General features: G+C 68.9%; 16 protein-coding genes. 5 read left to right on the top strand and 11 right to left on the bottom strand.

Annotated features, from left to right (window positions below; translation table 11 throughout):
• From AC1DO7_RS32635 to AC1DO7_RS32625, 3 genes are all read left to right on the top strand, one after another.
• On the top strand, window positions 1–1,536 hold a 1,536-nt coding region (locus tag AC1DO7_RS32635; RefSeq protein WP_477117033.1), incomplete at its 5' end, for an ABC transporter permease.
• A 64-nt stretch (window positions 1,537–1,600) separates the two neighbouring features.
• On the top strand, window positions 1,601–2,041 hold the full coding sequence (locus tag AC1DO7_RS32630) for a group II truncated hemoglobin (protein ID WP_441612352.1): 441 nt from the start codon (window positions 1,601–1,603) through the stop codon (window positions 2,039–2,041).
• 34 nt (window positions 2,042–2,075) lie between these two features.
• A complete protein-coding gene (locus AC1DO7_RS32625) occupies window positions 2,076–2,678 on the top strand; it encodes a DUF924 family protein (RefSeq protein ID WP_441612351.1) in 603 nt (200 codons plus the stop codon).
• Window positions 2,679–2,703: 25 nt separating this feature from the next.
• On the opposite strand, the gene AC1DO7_RS32620 is transcribed toward AC1DO7_RS32625, so the two are convergent.
• Complete coding sequence (locus tag AC1DO7_RS32620; protein WP_477117034.1) at window positions 2,704–3,834, bottom strand: amidohydrolase; 1,131 nt, start codon at window positions 3,832–3,834, stop codon at window positions 2,704–2,706.
• 264 nt (window positions 3,835–4,098) lie between these two features.
• Between AC1DO7_RS32620 and AC1DO7_RS32615 the strand changes: the two genes are divergently transcribed.
• Both AC1DO7_RS32615 and AC1DO7_RS32610 read left to right on the top strand, forming a co-directional pair.
• Window positions 4,099–5,007, top strand: a complete 909-nt coding sequence (locus AC1DO7_RS32615; protein ID WP_441612350.1) for a LysR family transcriptional regulator — start codon at window positions 4,099–4,101, stop codon at window positions 5,005–5,007.
• A gap of 216 nt (window positions 5,008–5,223) precedes the next feature.
• Window positions 5,224–6,216: a Bug family tripartite tricarboxylate transporter substrate binding protein gene (locus AC1DO7_RS32610; protein ID WP_441612349.1), complete on the top strand. Its 993-nt coding sequence runs from the start codon at window positions 5,224–5,226 to the stop codon at window positions 6,214–6,216.
• A gap of 19 nt (window positions 6,217–6,235) precedes the next feature.
• Here AC1DO7_RS32610 and AC1DO7_RS32605 read toward each other — a convergent pair whose 3' ends face one another.
• The 10 genes from AC1DO7_RS32605 to AC1DO7_RS32560 form a co-directional block, all read right to left on the bottom strand.
• A complete protein-coding gene (locus AC1DO7_RS32605; RefSeq protein ID WP_477117032.1) occupies window positions 6,236–6,820 on the bottom strand; it encodes an LOG family protein in 585 nt (194 codons plus the stop codon).
• Window positions 6,817–7,515 carry a TetR/AcrR family transcriptional regulator gene (locus tag AC1DO7_RS32600; protein ID WP_441612347.1) on the bottom strand — a complete coding sequence of 233 codons (699 nt, stop codon included), beginning with the start codon at window positions 7,513–7,515 and terminating at the stop codon, window positions 6,817–6,819. Before AC1DO7_RS32600 ends, AC1DO7_RS32605 begins: the two co-directional genes overlap by 4 nt.
• Before the next feature lie 128 nt (window positions 7,516–7,643).
• Window positions 7,644–8,144, bottom strand: a complete 501-nt coding sequence (locus AC1DO7_RS32595; RefSeq protein ID WP_441612346.1) for a diacylglycerol kinase — start codon at window positions 8,142–8,144, stop codon at window positions 7,644–7,646.
• Window positions 8,044–9,189 (bottom strand): glycosyltransferase family 4 protein, encoded by a 1,146-nt coding sequence (locus AC1DO7_RS32590; RefSeq protein ID WP_441612345.1) that lies wholly within the window; start codon window positions 9,187–9,189, stop codon window positions 8,044–8,046. Before AC1DO7_RS32590 ends, AC1DO7_RS32595 begins: the two co-directional genes overlap by 101 nt.
• A gap of 80 nt (window positions 9,190–9,269) precedes the next feature.
• A complete protein-coding gene (locus AC1DO7_RS32585; protein WP_441612344.1) occupies window positions 9,270–10,295 on the bottom strand; it encodes a UDP-2,3-diacylglucosamine diphosphatase in 1,026 nt (341 codons plus the stop codon).
• A 131-nt stretch (window positions 10,296–10,426) separates the two neighbouring features.
• Window positions 10,427–11,404: an esterase/lipase family protein gene (locus AC1DO7_RS32580; RefSeq protein WP_441612343.1), complete on the bottom strand. Its 978-nt coding sequence runs from the start codon at window positions 11,402–11,404 to the stop codon at window positions 10,427–10,429.
• On the bottom strand, window positions 11,401–11,961 hold the full coding sequence (locus AC1DO7_RS32575) for an RDD family protein (RefSeq protein WP_441612342.1): 561 nt from the start codon (window positions 11,959–11,961) through the stop codon (window positions 11,401–11,403). Before AC1DO7_RS32575 ends, AC1DO7_RS32580 begins: the two co-directional genes overlap by 4 nt.
• Window positions 11,962–12,111: 150 nt before the next feature.
• A complete protein-coding gene (locus AC1DO7_RS32570) occupies window positions 12,112–12,912 on the bottom strand; it encodes a DUF3106 domain-containing protein (RefSeq protein ID WP_441612341.1) in 801 nt (266 codons plus the stop codon).
• 2 nt (window positions 12,913–12,914) lie between these two features.
• The gene (locus AC1DO7_RS32565) at window positions 12,915–13,349 is read right to left on the bottom strand and encodes a DUF3619 family protein (RefSeq protein ID WP_441612340.1); all 435 of its coding nucleotides are present in this window, start codon (window positions 13,347–13,349) and stop codon (window positions 12,915–12,917) included.
• Window positions 13,346–13,912 carry an RNA polymerase sigma factor gene (locus AC1DO7_RS32560; protein WP_020203616.1) on the bottom strand — a complete coding sequence of 189 codons (567 nt, stop codon included), beginning with the start codon at window positions 13,910–13,912 and terminating at the stop codon, window positions 13,346–13,348. Before AC1DO7_RS32560 ends, AC1DO7_RS32565 begins: the two co-directional genes overlap by 4 nt.
• Window positions 13,913–14,134 lie beyond the last annotated feature (222 nt).

The following is a 14,134-nucleotide window of genomic DNA, read 5'->3' as shown; positions in this document are numbered from 1 at the left end:
GTGCTGGGCTACCTGGCGCACTATGGCCTGCTGCTTTCGCTGGGCAAGCTGCTTACCGTGACGCTGCCGCAGCCTTCCTTCGTGCCTGCGCTGGTCGGCCTGCTGGCCGGCATGGTGCTGCTGGCGGGATTTGCCCTGCCGCCGCTGCTCGCGCTCACGCGCGTATCGCCGCTGCGCGTGCTGCGGCGCGACCTCGGCGCGCCGCCGGTGTCCACCTGGATTGCCTACGGGCTCGGCCTCGGCGCCTTCGTGGCGCTGCTGCTGGTGGCCGCGCGCGACCTCAAGCTCGGCCTGACCACGGCCGGCGGCTTCGTCGGCGCCGGCGTGGTGTTCGCGCTGCTGGCGCTGGGGCTGCTGAGCCTGCTGGCGCGTCTGATGCGCGGGCGCACCCTGGCRCGCGGCAGCGTGGGCTGGCGCTTCGCGCTGGCGGTGCTGGAACGGCGCCGCGCCGTGACGGTGCTGCAGACGGTGRCATTGGCGGTGGGCCTGATGGCGCTGCTGCTGCTGGGCATGACCCGCAACGACCTGATCGCCTCGTGGCGCAACGCAACGCCGGCGGACGCGCCCAACCGCTTCATCATCAATATCCAGYCGGACCAGCGGGCGCCGCTGGCCGGCATGCTGTCGCATGCAGGCATCGCCGATTTGCTGTACCCGATGGTACGCGGGCGGCTGACGCATATCGGCGGCCATCCGGTGCGCGCCGAGCGCTACCCTGACGGGCGCGCCCGCAACCTGGTCGAGCGCGAGTTCAACCTGTCATACACGGACAGCCTGCCGGCCGGCAACCGCGTGGTGGCCGGCAACTGGCTGGCCGGCGGCCGCGAGGCCGGCGCCTCGGTGGAGGAAGGCATCGCCAAGACCCTCGGCATCCGGCTGGGCGACACCCTGCGCTTCGATGTGGCGGGGCAGGCGGTGGAGGCGCCGGTCACTTCGCTGCGCAAGCTCGACTGGGGCTCGATGCGCGTGAATTTCTTCGTGATCCTGCCGCCCGCCGCCATGCAAGGCCTGCCGCAGACCTACATCACCGCCTTCCACCTGCCGGCCAGCCAGTCGGCGCTCGGCAACCGGCTGGTGGCATCCTTCCCCAATATCACGGTGGTCAACACCGACCTGATCCTGCGCCAGGTCCAGGAAGTGCTCGACCAGGTGATCGCCGCAGTCGAGTTCCTGTTCGTGTTCACGCTGGCGGCCGGCGTGACGGTGCTCTACGCGGCGCTTTCCGGCGCGCGCGACGAACGCAAGCGCGACGCCGGCCTGCTCAAGGCGCTGGGCGCGTCCGCCGCCGTGGTGCGGCAGACGCAATATGCCGAGTTCCTCGTGGTAGGCGGCCTGGCGGGGCTGCTGGCCAGCCTGGGCGCGATCGCGGTGGGCTGGGGCTTGTCGCAGTTCGTGTTCGATTTCCCCTACCGCTTCAACGGCTGGATCGTGCCGGCCGGCGTGYTTTCTGGCATGCTGTGCGCTTTCGCGGGAGGCTGGCTGGGTTTGCGCGAGGTGCTGAGACAGCCCGCGCTGGCCACGCTGCGCGAGACCTGAACGCCGCGTGTGCGCATGTTCTGCGGCGCACCCCGCGCACCTGAAGAAACTGACGAGTGTTTTTATGAGTACCGATTCGAAGCCCGAAGCCACCAATACCGAAGCCACCAATACCGACGCCGCCGACACCACCGCGTACGAACTGGTCGGCGGCGAGGCGCGCGTGCGCGAACTGGTGGACCGCTTCTATGACCTGATGGACCTGGAGGCGCAGTTCAAGGGGCTGCGCGCCCTGCATCCCGGCTCGCTCGACGGCTCGCGCGACAAGCTGTTCTGGTTCCTGTGCGGCTGGCTTGGCGGGCCCAACCATTTCATCGAGCGCTTCGGCCACCCGCGCCTGCGCGCGCGCCACCTGCCGTTCGAGATCGGCACCAGCGAGCGTGACCAGTGGATGCGCTGCATGGCGCTGGCGATGCAGGACGTGGGCCTGTCCGAAGACCTGCAGTTGCGATTGATGAAAGCCTTTTTCGACACCGCGGACTGGATGCGCAACGTGCCGCGCTGATGCGTTCCTGCCGGACCTACCGATATCCACCACCATGACCCTGCTCCAGGCCTTGCCGGCCGAAGCGCAACGCGTACTCGATTTCTGGTTCGGCGCGCCGGGCTCGGCGCAATGGAACACCACCCGCAAGGCCTGGTTCACCAAGTCCGCAAGCTTCGACGCCAGCGTGCGCGCCGCCTTGCTGCCGCTGTGGGAAGCGGTGCGCGCCGGCGCGCACGACGACTGGGCCCTGACGCCGCTGGGTGCCTGTGCGCGCATCGTGGTGCTGGACCAGGTGCCGCGCAATGTCTTTCGCCACGATCCGCGCAGCTTTGCCACCGACGCGCAGGCGCTGCAGGCGGCGCGGCAGGTGGTGGCGAGCGGCGCCGACCGCCTGCTGCCCACGCCGCATCACCGCCTGTTCTGCTACATGCCCTTCGAGCATGCGGAATCGCGCGCGGACCAGGCCGAATCGGTGAGGCTGATGCGCGCCTTGCGCGACGACAGCGAGGGCAAGGTCGACACGGTGGCGTGGGCGCTCAAGCACCAGGCTGTGATCGGGCGCTTCGGCCGCTTCCCGCACCGCAACGCGGTGCTGGGGCGGGAGAACACGCCGGAGGAAGCGGCCTTCCTGCGGGAGCCGGGTTCCTCGTTCTGAGCGCTGGCGGCGGAGCGCGGCGCCATCAAGCTGCCGGCTTCAGCACCAGCCGCACCAGCTCGATCCAGTAGGTCGCGCCCAGCGGCAGGATCGCATCGTTGAAGTCGTAGTACGGATTGTGCAGCGGCGGGTTGTTCCCGCTGCGCGCCGCACCGAGGAATACGTACGCGCCCGGGCATTGCTCCAGCATGTAGGCGAAGTCCTCCGACCCCGTGCGCGGCAGGCAGTCCGTGTCGACGCGCTCGTCGCCCACCACCCGGCGCGCCGCGGCGGCGGCCAGGCAGGTTTCCCGCGCCGTGTTCACGCAGGCGGGATAGCCCGCGAAATAGTTCAGCTCGATCTGCGCGCCMGAGGCAGCCGCCAGCCCCTCGCACACGGCGCGCATGCGCGCTTCCGCCCGGGCGCGCGTGGCGGGCCTGAACGAGCGGCAGGTGCCGCGCAGGAYCACGCGCTCGGGGATCACGTTCCAGGTATCGCCGCCGTGGATCTGCGTCACGCTGATGATCAGCGAGTCGACGGCGCTGACATTGCGGCTGACGATGGCCTGCAGCGCCGCCACCAGCTGCGAGGAGACCACGACCGGATCGATGCCGGCCTCGGGCTGCGCGGCATGCGAGCCCTTGCCGGCGATGACGATCTCGAACGTATCGGAGTTGGATGTCATGGTGCCGACGCGCGTGGAGAACGTGCCCAGCGGCAGGTTGGGCGAGTTGTGCAGCGCGTAGACGCCCGCGCAGGGAAAGCGCTCGAACAGGCCTTGCTCCACCATGACGCGGCCGCCGCCCTCGTTCTCCTCGGCGGGCTGGAAGATGAAATGCACCGTGCCGCTGATGCTGGTGTCCTGCGACAGGAATTGCGCCGCGCCCAGCAACATGGCCGTATGCCCGTCGTGTCCGCATCCATGCATCTTGCCGTCGATGGCCGAGCGGTGCGGCGCGTCGCCGAGTTCGTGCATGTCGAGGGCGTCCAGGTCCGCGCGCAGTCCGATCGCCGGGCCGGCGCCGCGCCGCAGTGTGCCGACCACACCGGTGCCGCCCAGCCCCTCATGGACTTCCAGGCCCATCCCGGCCAGCGCCCGCGCCACCAGCCGCGCGGTGCGGTGCTCGGTGAAGGCGGTTTCGGGATGGGCGTGGATCTCGTGCCGCCATGCGCGCATGCGCTCCAGCAGTGGCAGCGGCAGCGCACCGGTGCGCGGCTGGAGGGGCTGGTGCGATTCAATAGGTGTCGTCGGGGGCGTGCTCATCGCGCGGCTGCTCCTGGCAGGGTGAGGTGAAACGGCGATTTTCGGCACTCCCGACGGTTGTAACCATGACAAGTAAAGTGGAAAATCGTTGTTCACGGTGCAACGGTGCATCGTCCTCGCAGAAGAACCGGGAACGGAGACGGCGCGCTGAGGTCAGCGCAGTGCCGGGAACAAGCCATGGAAGACGTACTGGACCGCAGGCGCGCGCTGTGCCTGCTGCAGATCATCGAGACCGGCAGCGTGCGCGGCGCGGCCGAAGTGCTGGGGCTGGACCCGTCGGTGGTGAGCCGTGCCGTGGCCAGGCTGGAGCAGGACACAGGCCTGGCCTTGCTGGAGCGGCGCGGAAGGGGGGTGGCCGCGACCGATGCCGGGCGCATGCTGGCCCTGTTCGCGCGGCGCCAGCAGGACCTGCAGGACACCTTCCTGGCGGAGGTCAACAACCTGAAGAACGCGCGCGGCGGCCACGTGGACCTGGTGTTCGGCGAGGGCTTCGTCGATCTGCTGCTGGAACCGGTGCTGCAAGGCTTCATGCGCAAGCATCCGCAGGTGACCTACGGCATACAGGTGGCCGGCACCGATGAAACCATTCGGCACATCGTGGAAGACCTCGCCCATATCGGCCTGGCCTTCGAGCCGCCTACCGATGTGCGCTTGCGCTCGCACTGCTCGCGCCTGGCGCCGATCCGCGTGCACGTGCGCCGCGATCATCCGCTGGCACGCATGCGCAGGGCCCTCAAGCTGGCCGACCTGGCGCCGCATGCCGGCGCCACGCTGGTGGAGTCCTTTGGCGTGCGCAAGCATATCCAGGCGGCGGAACTCGACGAGCATGTCAGCCTCAAGCCGATGCTGGTCACCAATTCGTTCAAGGTGCTGTGGGAGTTCGCCGCGCTCGGGCTGGGCTTCGTCATGGTCCCGCGCTCGGTGCCGCACAAAGGCGCGCAGCTCAAGCAACTGGTGTCGCTGCCGCTGGCCAATCCGATCCTCAACAACAGCCGCAACCACATCATCACGCGGGCGGGGCGGCACCTTTCGCCGGCGGCCAGCAATATGCTGCGCCATATGGTGAAGTCCTTTCCGGAAATCTGACGCCCGCTGGATCGCCCGCTTGCGCCACCTGCCGCCACCTGCCGGCACGTCCCTCGATCGTTGCACTCGATGCAACGATTTGGCCCTCTCCGTGTCATTGCTGCCGCTGAAATCCCGTTGCTAGACTGGCGCCACATACCTGGACATGGCGATCACCACGGAGAAAAGATGAACGGCGCGATACACAAACACCGGTCGGGGCGACTGCACGGCGCAATGCGATGGCTGTCGGCCCTGCCGCGACTGGTGGCGCTTGGCCTGGCCTGCGTGGCCATGCCGGCGCTGGCCGACGGGCCGGCCTTTCCCACGCTGAAACCGGTATCGCTGGTGGTGCCCTATCCCGCCGGCGGCGCCAGCGATGTGTCGGCGCGCATTTTCAGCGAGCCCATCGGTCGCGCGCTGGGCCAGCAGGTGCTGGTGGAGAACGTGGCGGGCGGCACCGGCGTGCTTGGCGCCAAGCGCGTGCTGAACGGCCCGCCGGATGGCTATGCCATGCTCCACGGCTCGCCCAGCGAAGTCATCCTGACGCCCCTGCTGAATGCCTCGGCCAGATACAAGCCGGAGGATTTCCGGCTGGTACAGCCGATCACCGAAGCCACCATCGTGCTGCTGGTGCGTGGTGACCTGCCGGTCCACACGCTCGATGAGTTCATCGAACTGGCCCGGCGCCCCGGCGCCAAGCCGCTGACCTACGGCACCGTGGGCATGGGCTCGCTCTACCACGTGCTGACAGAGTACCTGGGCCAGCGCACCGGCGCCAAGTTCCTGCACGTGCCGTACAAGGGCGCCGCGCCTGCCATCCAGGACCTGGCCGGCGGCCAGATCGACTTTGCCGTCCTGGCCTACCAGGTCAGCATGGACAGCATGGCCAGGCAAGGCAGGCTGAAGGTGGTGAGCAGTTTCTCGCGCACACTGCCCGCGCAGCTCAAGCACATCCCGACCTTGCGCGAAAGCAAGCTGTTGCCGGATTTCGAGTACGTGATCGGCGGTGGCTACTACGTGCGCAAGGGCACGCCGGACGACGTGGTGCGCAAGCTGCGCGTGGCCATCGGCAAGGCGCTGGCCCAGCCGGAGCTGCGCGCCCGGCTGGAGTCCGAGGGGCGCACGGTGCTGCATGCGGTGAGCGAGCAGGAAGCCGACGCGTGGCAGGCCGCGCAGGTCAGCCGCTATCGCGGCATGGTGGATGCGCTGGGCCTCAAGCCGATGTAAGGCGCCGCGCGGGCGGGGCTCAGGTCTGCCCGCGCTTTTCCTGCCACTTGTCCACGGTCACGCGCGGGGCATTGGCGAGCTTGTCCAGGATGCCGGCAGGCGTGGCGTCCGTCAGCAGCAGGTCGTTGTGCACCTGCTTGAGAAAGCCTTCGTCCACGGCGTGCTGCAGGAAACCCAGCATGCTGTCGTAGAAGCCGTTCACGTTGAGCAGTCCGACCGGCTTGGCGTGGTAGCCCAGCTGCAGCCAGGTGAAGGTCTCGAACAGTTCTTCGAAGGTGCCCACGCCGCCGGGCATGGCGATGAATGCGTCGGCGCGGTCGGCCATCATCTGCTTGCGCTCGTGCATATTGYGCACCACGTGCAGCTCGGTCAGGCCGCGATGCCCGACTTCCTTTTGCATCAGCGCGTCGGGGATGATGCCGATGGCGGTGCCGCCGTGCGCCAGCACGGCATCGGCCACGGTGCCCATCAGTCCGACCTTGCCGCCGCCATAGACCAGCGCCAGGCCGCGTTCGGCCAGGGCCTTGCCCATGGCGCGCGCCGCGTCGGCGTATTCAGGACGGTTGCCGGGGCTGGAGCCACAGTAGATGCAGACGGACTTCACTTGTCTTCCTTTTGGTTCTGTGCCGCGCTGGCGGCGGCGTATTCGCGGGCTTGCTTGTCGAACGCCTGGCGCGCCTTGCCGCGCAGGTAGGGCGCCAGGATCGAGAAGATGTGATAGCTCGCGCCGTGCAGGTACCCGCGGATCTGCGCGGGATCGTTGTACTGGCGCGGGTGCTGCACGAACTGGAAGGACAGCCAGTAGGTGGACACCACGACCATGTTGGTGCAGATGGCATCGACCTGCTCGGGCGTGGCTTCCATCTCGCCGTCTTCCTGGAACTGGCGGCAGATCTCCATCGCGAAGCGCTTCTTCTGCTCGACGATGCGCTTGAAGTTGGTTTCAAGCATGCGGTTGCGCGCCAGCAGGTCGTTGATGTCGCGATACAGGAAACGGTAGTTCCACAGGAACTCCGACATGTACTGCAGGTAGCCCCAGCTCTCGTCCAGCGTGGCCTTGTGATCTTCGGGCAGCTTCAGGCGACGCTCCATCTCCTGCTCGAACAGCACGAAGATGGAGTTGATGATGTCGTCCTTGTTGCGGAAATGGTAGTAGAGATTGCCGGGGCTGATCTCCATGGCTTCCGCGATGGTGGTGGTCGTGACGTTGGGCTCGCCGAGTTCATTGAACAGGCGCAGCGAGACGTCGAGGATGCGGTCCCGGGTACGGCGGGGACCGGATTGCGGTTTGGGTTCCATGGGCGACCGGGCGAGCGGCGATTCGGTGAGTTGATGGCGATTATAAGCAATCGCGCCTGACGCACCGCCGCACGCATACCCGCGGGGCGGGCGATGCACGCCCGCCGCCGCCGGCCGCGGACTTGCGCTCAGGCGGCCAGYTGTCGCAGCCATCCGGCCACGATCGGCCCGGCGATGGCGAGCCAGGTGCCGCCGCACAGCACCAGCGCCAGCATCACGGCGGCACTGCCGAAGTCCTTGGCGCGCTTGGACAGGCCGTGGCGCTCGAGCGAGATACGGTCCACCGCGGCCTCGACGCTGGAGTTGAGCAGCTCGACGATCAGCACCAGCAGCAAGGTGCCCAGCAGCAGGATGCGCTCGACGATGCCGACCGGCAGCAGCAGCGCGCAGGGCGTGAGGATCGCCACCAGGGTCAGCTCCTGGCGGAACGCGCTCTCTTCCAGCACCGCGTAGCGCAGGCCCGACAGGGAGTTGATGCCCGCATGCCAGGCCCGCGCCAGGCCGCGGTTGCCCTTGTGCGGGTTCTGCTCAATCGTGTAGTCGCTGTTCGGCGAAGCCTTGGCCGGTGCCGAGGTCGGGGCCGCCGGCGGGCGGCTGGGTGCGGGCGGCGGGGGATGCGGAGTCGGCATGTTCGGATGAGTGACGGGCAGCGCTGCCGCTGGCGCTTGCATGTGCGCACGGCAGCGGCTGCAGGTGTGTCAGGAACTGCTCGGAGGCGGCGCGCCACGAGAACCGCTCGGCGTGGGCGCGGGCGGTGAGACGGTCGATGCGCAGTGCCTCCAGGCACGCTTCACGCAGGTCTTCGTGCATCACGCCGGCAGTGCTCTCGCCGAGCACGTCGATCGGGCCGGTGACCGGATACGCCGCCACGGGCAGGCCGCTGGCGAGCGCTTCGAGCAGGACCAGGCCGAAGGTGTCGGTGCGGCTGGGAAACACGAAGACRTCGGCMGAAGCATACACCTTGGCCAGTTCCGGCTGGCTCAGCACGCCSAGATAGCTGGCGCCCGGATAGCGCGCGCGCAGCGAGGCCAGCGCCGGGCCGTCGCCGACCACCCACTTGGAACCCGGCAGGTCCAGCGCGAGGAAGGCCTCGACGTTTTTCTCCACCGCCACGCGGCCCACGTAGAGGAAGATCGGGTGGGCCGTGTTGAGCACGTTGGCGTGCTGCGTGGTGAACACGTCCAGGTCCACGCCGCGGGTCCACAGCACGCCGTGCGTGAGGCCGTAGCGGTGCAGGTCCTGCAGCACCACAGGCGTGGGCGCCATCACCGCGCGCGCCGGGCCGTGGAACCAGCGCAGGAAGGCATAGGTCCAGCTCAGCGGAATGCCGAAGCGCGCCTGCACATACTCAGGGAAGCGCGTGTGGTAGGCCGTGGTGAACGGCAATTGCTCGCGCATCGCGTAGCGGCGCGCGGCCAGGCCGAGCGGGCCTTCGGTGGCGATGTGCAGCGCGTCCGGCGCGAAGGCGCGGATGCGCGCGCGCACCTTGGCGCCGGCGAACAGCGACAGGGCGATCTCGGGATAGGTCGGGCACGGGATGGTGCGGAATTCTTGCGGCGTGATCAGCTCCACCGTGTGGCCCATCGCCACCAGTTCGCGGCGGGTCGACTTGAGCGTGCGCACCACGCCATTGACTTGCGGCTCCCAGGCATCGGTGACGATCAGGATCTTCATGGCTCTCTCCTTGCGGCGGGCCGCGTGGGTGACCGGCCTCGGCGAGGCCAGGGCGATGCGTTGGTGGCTGGCGCGGGCGCTCAGGCCGCGGTGACGGCGGCGCGGCGGCCGGCCGTGGCGGGAGCGTCGAGCAGCGTGGTCCAGTAGACGATCTGCAGCTCGCCCTCCTGCGTCTCGACGAGGGCCGACAGGCTTTCCACCCAGTCGCCGTCGTTGCAGTAGAGCTGTCCGTCCACCTCGCGGATCTCGGCCTTGTGAATGTGGCCGCAGACCACGCCGTCGCAGCCGCGTCGGCGCGCTTCGTCCACCATCGCGTGCTCGAAGGAGTTGATGTAGTTGACCGCGTTCTTGACCTGGTGCTTGAGGTATTGCGACAGCGACCAGTACGGGAAGCCCAGGCGCGCGCGGATGCGGTTGAAGTGGCGGTTGATGGCCAGGATCAGGGTGTAGAGCGAATCGCCCAGGTAGGCCAGCCAGCGCGCGTGCTGCACCACGCCGTCGAACAGGTCGCCGTGCACCACCCACAGGCGGCGCCCGGTGGCGGTCACGTGGATGGCATCCTCGCGCACCGTGATGTCGCCGAAGGCGAGGCCGTCGAACTGGCGCGCCACTTCGTCGTGGTTGCCGGGCACGTAGATCACCTCGGTGCCCTTGCGCGCCTTGCGCAGCAGCTTCTGCACCACGTCGTTGTGGCTTTGCGGCCAGTACCAGCCGCGCCGCAACTGCCAGCCGTCGATGATGTCGCCGACCAGGTAGAGCTGGTCCGATTCATTGTGCTTGAGGAAATCGAGCAGGTAGTCGGCCTGGCAGCCGGCCGTGCCGAGATGGATGTCCGACAGCCAGATGGCGCGGTAGTGGCGGATCGGATGGGTGGGATGCGGGGGCTGGGGCGTGGCGGCGGGAGGAGGCAGGCTGGCGGAGGCGGGGGTGGCGGCCCCGCGCGCCGGGGGGCGTTGCTGCAGGGCGCTGGCCGGTGGCATGAAGGCGGCCAGCGCGGCGGGCAGGGACGAAGGGCGGGGCAGCGATGGCGATCCGCCAGCGCGGCCGCGCAGCAGTTGCGCGGCCTTTGCCAGGTGTCCGCGGGCAGAACGAAGGGCTTGAACCATGGCGGCCTCGGTAGCGACGATGGCTGCATTGGGCCAGCCGGCGATGACGGAGCCGTGACGGAAACATGAATGTCATATGACTGTGGCGTGCCGGCAAAAAGAAGCCGCCGGCGCCCGGCGCGGCGGGGGGCTCAGGCGGCCGGCGCCACCGCCGACAGTTGCGCGAGCGCGCCCAGCGCGGCCTGCGTGACGCGCGGATCGCGCAGCAGGCTGACGTGGCCGATGCCGGCGAGCGGGACATGGTGGGCGCCCTCCAGCCAGGAAGAACCGGCCGGGCCGGCAATGGAGTCGTGCCAGCTGAAGATCGATACCAGCGCGGCGCGCTGGCGCGGCGTTTCGCGCATCGCCAGCGCGCGCAGCCACGCGCTGCCGCAGCGCATCTGGCGGGCATTGAAGCCGCTGCCGTAGCGTGCCAGCGCGCAGCCGTGGTGCGGCGTGCCGAGCGTGACGATGCCGCGGCACGGCGGTGGCGCACCGCGGCCCGCCATGGCGGCACGCGCGGCCAGCCCGCCCATGCTGTGGCACAGCAGCAGCGGGGCCTGGCCGGTGGTGGCGGCAATGCGCGCGATGGCTGCGCGGACTTCGAGCGCGTAGTGCTCGATATCGCCGAACACCGGTTCCAGGTCGATGGCCTCGCAGTGATAGCCGGCCGCCGCGAGCGCCGGCTGCATGTCGAGCCACACCGCGTGGTTGCAGCCGTAGCCGTGCACCAGCAGCAGCGGCGGCCGTGCGCCGGGGGCGCGGGCCGGCACGAAGCGCCGGTGCGAACAGAAAGGCTGGAGCCAGTTGAACATGCGGAACACGGCGAGGCATTCGCGCGCGTGGCAGGCCAGCGCCCGCGCCGGCGTCAGGCGCGCGCAGCGTGTCGCCAGCAGGGCGGGCGGCAGCGGGGGGCGCATTGCGGCGGGCACGCCCAGGCCGCGCAGGGAGATGGCGAAGGCGGCGGCGACCGACAGGCCAAGGACGAGGAGGGCGAGAACCAGACCGCCCAGCAGGCCCGCGGCGAGCGTCCAGCCGAACCAGTCGTGCAGGGCGGCGGCACAACCCAGCGCTGCGGCGGCCTGCAATGCCACCGCGATGCGGCGCAAGGCGGCGGCCGACAGCGTCATGGCTTGGGCGGGCGCAGGTCGGTCAGGCGCGTCCCCGCCAGGCGGTCGTGCAGGAACTGGCGCCGCGGGTCGAGCCACGCCAGCAGGATCCAGATCAGCAGGCCAACGGCCAGGGCGCCGACGAAGGGGCCCTTGACCAGTCCGAGCGCGTGGCCCACCGCCGCCGAGGGCGGCAGCCACAGCCAGGCCAGCAGGTAGCGCAAGGCGGCCCGCGGCCAGCGCGGCGGCACGCCGGCGGCGGTCTCCACGCGCATGCGCCAGGTCTGCATGGCCAGCGTCTGGCCGTTGCGCTGCCAGAACCAGGCGAAGTAGCAGCCCAGCACCAGGAAGCTCCAGGCTTGCATGGCAAAGGTGCCGTCCAGGCCCAGGCGCTGCAGCGCGGGGCGCCCCAGCAGGTAGAGCGCGGTCGATGCGCTCAGCACGCCGAACAGGAGCACGCCTTCATAAAGCATGCAGGCGACGCGGCGGCGCAGCGAGGGTGCTTGCGCCGGACGCGGGGCGCTGGCCGGGGCGGGGGAGGTCTTGGCGGTGGGTTTGGACGTGGTCGCGGCGGGCATGGCGGAATTGGGGGAGGGCGATGCCGCGCCTGGGGTCATGCGCGGCGGCTGACGCTGTCGCGGCGCGGTCGGACGGGCGGGCGCGAAAGGGGATTATGCCAAAGCCGGGACTGGCCCGGGGCGCCGGGAAGGGCGCCCGGCGTGCAGGGTTCAGCGGCGTACCGGCTCGTCCGGGCTGGCCGGGCCGATGGCGCTGCTGGTCACGGCCTCGGTGTTGGCCTCGCGCGGGGTATCCGTCGCGGCGACCGCACTGGCCGGGGTTGCCGGCGCGGCCGGTGCGTGCTGTCCGGCCTGCGCATCGGATGCATGCGCAATGGCTGCCGATGCCGGATGATGCGCGACGGTTGCGCGGTTACCGGCGGGTGCCTTCTTTTCCAGATGCAGCTGGCGGGTGGTTTCGGCGGGCAGGCGCTTGCCGGACGGCAGCGCGCTGACCGCACCCGGGCGGCGCGGCACTTTTTCGGCGGCGGCCAGGTTCTTCTTCTGTTCTTCCGGTAACTGCTGGTATTTGTCCCAGGCTTCGGCCTTCTTCTGCGGGGGCAGTGATCGCGTGATCTGGTAGTTTTCGCGCGCCAGCCGGCGCTGCTGCGGCGTCATCTTGACCCATTCTGTCATGCGGGTCTGCAGGCGCGCCTGCTCGGCCGGCGAAAGCTTCTGGTATCGCTCGGCGATCTGCAGCCATTTGCGGCGATTCAGCTCGGGGAATGTGTTCCATTCCCCTTCCAGCGGAGCCAGGATGCGCTGCTGCACGACGGAGAGCTCGGACCAGGCCGGGCGGGCGTTGGCGATGCTGGCGCCGGCGGCGGACGATGCGGCGCCGGTCGGGCGGCCGCCCTGCGCCTGGCATGCAGAGGGATTGAGCAGCCAGGCGCCAGCAAAGGCGGCGCCGGCCAGCAGCAAGCCTGCCAGCCGCCGGCGCGATGCGGCGGGATGGAAGAGGGCACTGGCCATCGCTACTGACCGCGCTTGAGGAACACGTGGAAGCCCTGGTCGGCGTAGGCCGACGGCGGGAGATCGTCGAGCAGCATGGCGGCATCCACGTCGGCGAGTTCGTCGACGCGCTTTTGCTGCTGCCAGTGGTAGATGCCGATCAGGCCGGCGCCCAGCGCCACCAGCGTCCAGACCAGGCCGAGGCGGCGCAGCCAGGCGCCCGCGCGATGCAGCGGAGAATCGTCTTCGTCGAAGTCGATCGTGTGTACGCCCGCCGCGGCCAGTTGCGGCATGGCGACGGCAGCCTGCGCCTTCTTGCGCGACAGCGCGATCCGCCGCGCGGCCGCGAGCCGCTCGGTCACATCTGCCGGCAACGCATTCGCCGAGGCATCCAGTGCCGTGCGGATCTCGTGTGCCAGGCGGCGTTCGTTGATTTCTTTTTCGTTTCTGGTGCTCATAGTCGGACCCCCCGCGCTCGCAATGCCTGCGCCAGTGTGTGCGTGGCACGGGAACAGTGAGTCTTGACGCTACCTTCGGAGCATCCCATGACAGCAGCCGTTTCCGCGACGTCCATATCCTCCCAGTAACGCATCAGGAAAGCTTCGCGTTGACGTGTCGGCAGACGCTGGATCTCCTGTTCGATGATGTGCATGGTCTGGGCGCGCTCTACCTTGTCGGCGCTGCTCTCCGCTGATTCGGAGCCGATTTCGGCCTCGAAAGTGTCGAGCAGGTCATTATCTTCGCCTTCCCTGTCATCGCGCAGGTTGGAAAACAGCGTGACCCAGGTATTGCGCACCTTCTGGCGTCGGAACCAGTCGTGGATGGTGTTCTGAAGTATGCGCTGGAACAGCGGTGGCAGCTCGCCGGCGCTCTTGTCGCCGTATTTTTCGGCGAGCTTGATCATGGCGTCCTGGACGATGTCCAGGGCGGCCTCGTCGTCGCGCACTGCAAACACGGCCTGTTTGAAGGCGCGCCGTTCGACGCTGGCGAGAAAGTCGGAGAGTTCCTGATCGGTTGCCATGCAGGCGGGTACTGACGGTGAGGCCGTGGCCGGTGGATGTGCAGGTTACGGCTTTCTGCACTTCCAAAATGGGGGGAATGCTAGCAAATAACCCTGTGGGTGACCATCCTTGTTCTCTCTTGTGGTCATTCAGGACCCTCCCATGTAGTCCCGCGGTCTCCGCGCGGCCAGATCGCGGCTCCGGATGGCAGCCGGCAGCGGGGGCTTCCCTGGCAATCAGAA

It is taken from the genome of Cupriavidus sp. 05N40 (genome assembly GCF_056397305.1).
The sequence above is the reverse complement of the archived record's forward strand: the minus strand, read 5'-3'. Positions and strand labels throughout refer to the sequence as shown.

Bases quoted from the DNA above. Each gene is read 5' to 3' on its own strand.
- AC1DO7_RS32610 (WP_441612349.1), top strand. From the start codon at position 5,224: ATGCGATGGCTGTCGGCCCTGCCGCGACTGGTGGCGCTTGGCCTGGCC.
- AC1DO7_RS32565 (WP_441612340.1), bottom strand. From the start codon at position 13,349: ATGAGCACCAGAAACGAAAAAGAAATCAACGAACGCCGCCTGGCACAC.
- AC1DO7_RS32615 (WP_441612350.1), top strand. From the start codon at position 4,099: ATGGAAGACGTACTGGACCGCAGGCGCGCGCTGTGCCTGCTGCAGATC.
- AC1DO7_RS32575 (WP_441612342.1), bottom strand. From the start codon at position 11,961: ATGCCCGCCGCGACCACGTCCAAACCCACCGCCAAGACCTCCCCCGCC.
- AC1DO7_RS32625 (WP_441612351.1), top strand. From the start codon at position 2,076: ATGACCCTGCTCCAGGCCTTGCCGGCCGAAGCGCAACGCGTACTCGAT.
- AC1DO7_RS32600 (WP_441612347.1), bottom strand. From the start codon at position 7,515: ATGGAACCCAAACCGCAATCCGGTCCCCGCCGTACCCGGGACCGCATC.
- AC1DO7_RS32560 (WP_020203616.1), bottom strand. From the start codon at position 13,912: ATGGCAACCGATCAGGAACTCTCCGACTTTCTCGCCAGCGTCGAACGG.
- AC1DO7_RS32570 (WP_441612341.1), bottom strand. From the start codon at position 12,912: ATGGCCAGTGCCCTCTTCCATCCCGCCGCATCGCGCCGGCGGCTGGCA.
- AC1DO7_RS32585 (WP_441612344.1), bottom strand. From the start codon at position 10,295: ATGGTTCAAGCCCTTCGTTCTGCCCGCGGACACCTGGCAAAGGCCGCG.
- AC1DO7_RS32630 (WP_441612352.1), top strand. From the start codon at position 1,601: ATGAGTACCGATTCGAAGCCCGAAGCCACCAATACCGAAGCCACCAAT.
- AC1DO7_RS32580 (WP_441612343.1), bottom strand. From the start codon at position 11,404: ATGACGCTGTCGGCCGCCGCCTTGCGCCGCATCGCGGTGGCATTGCAG.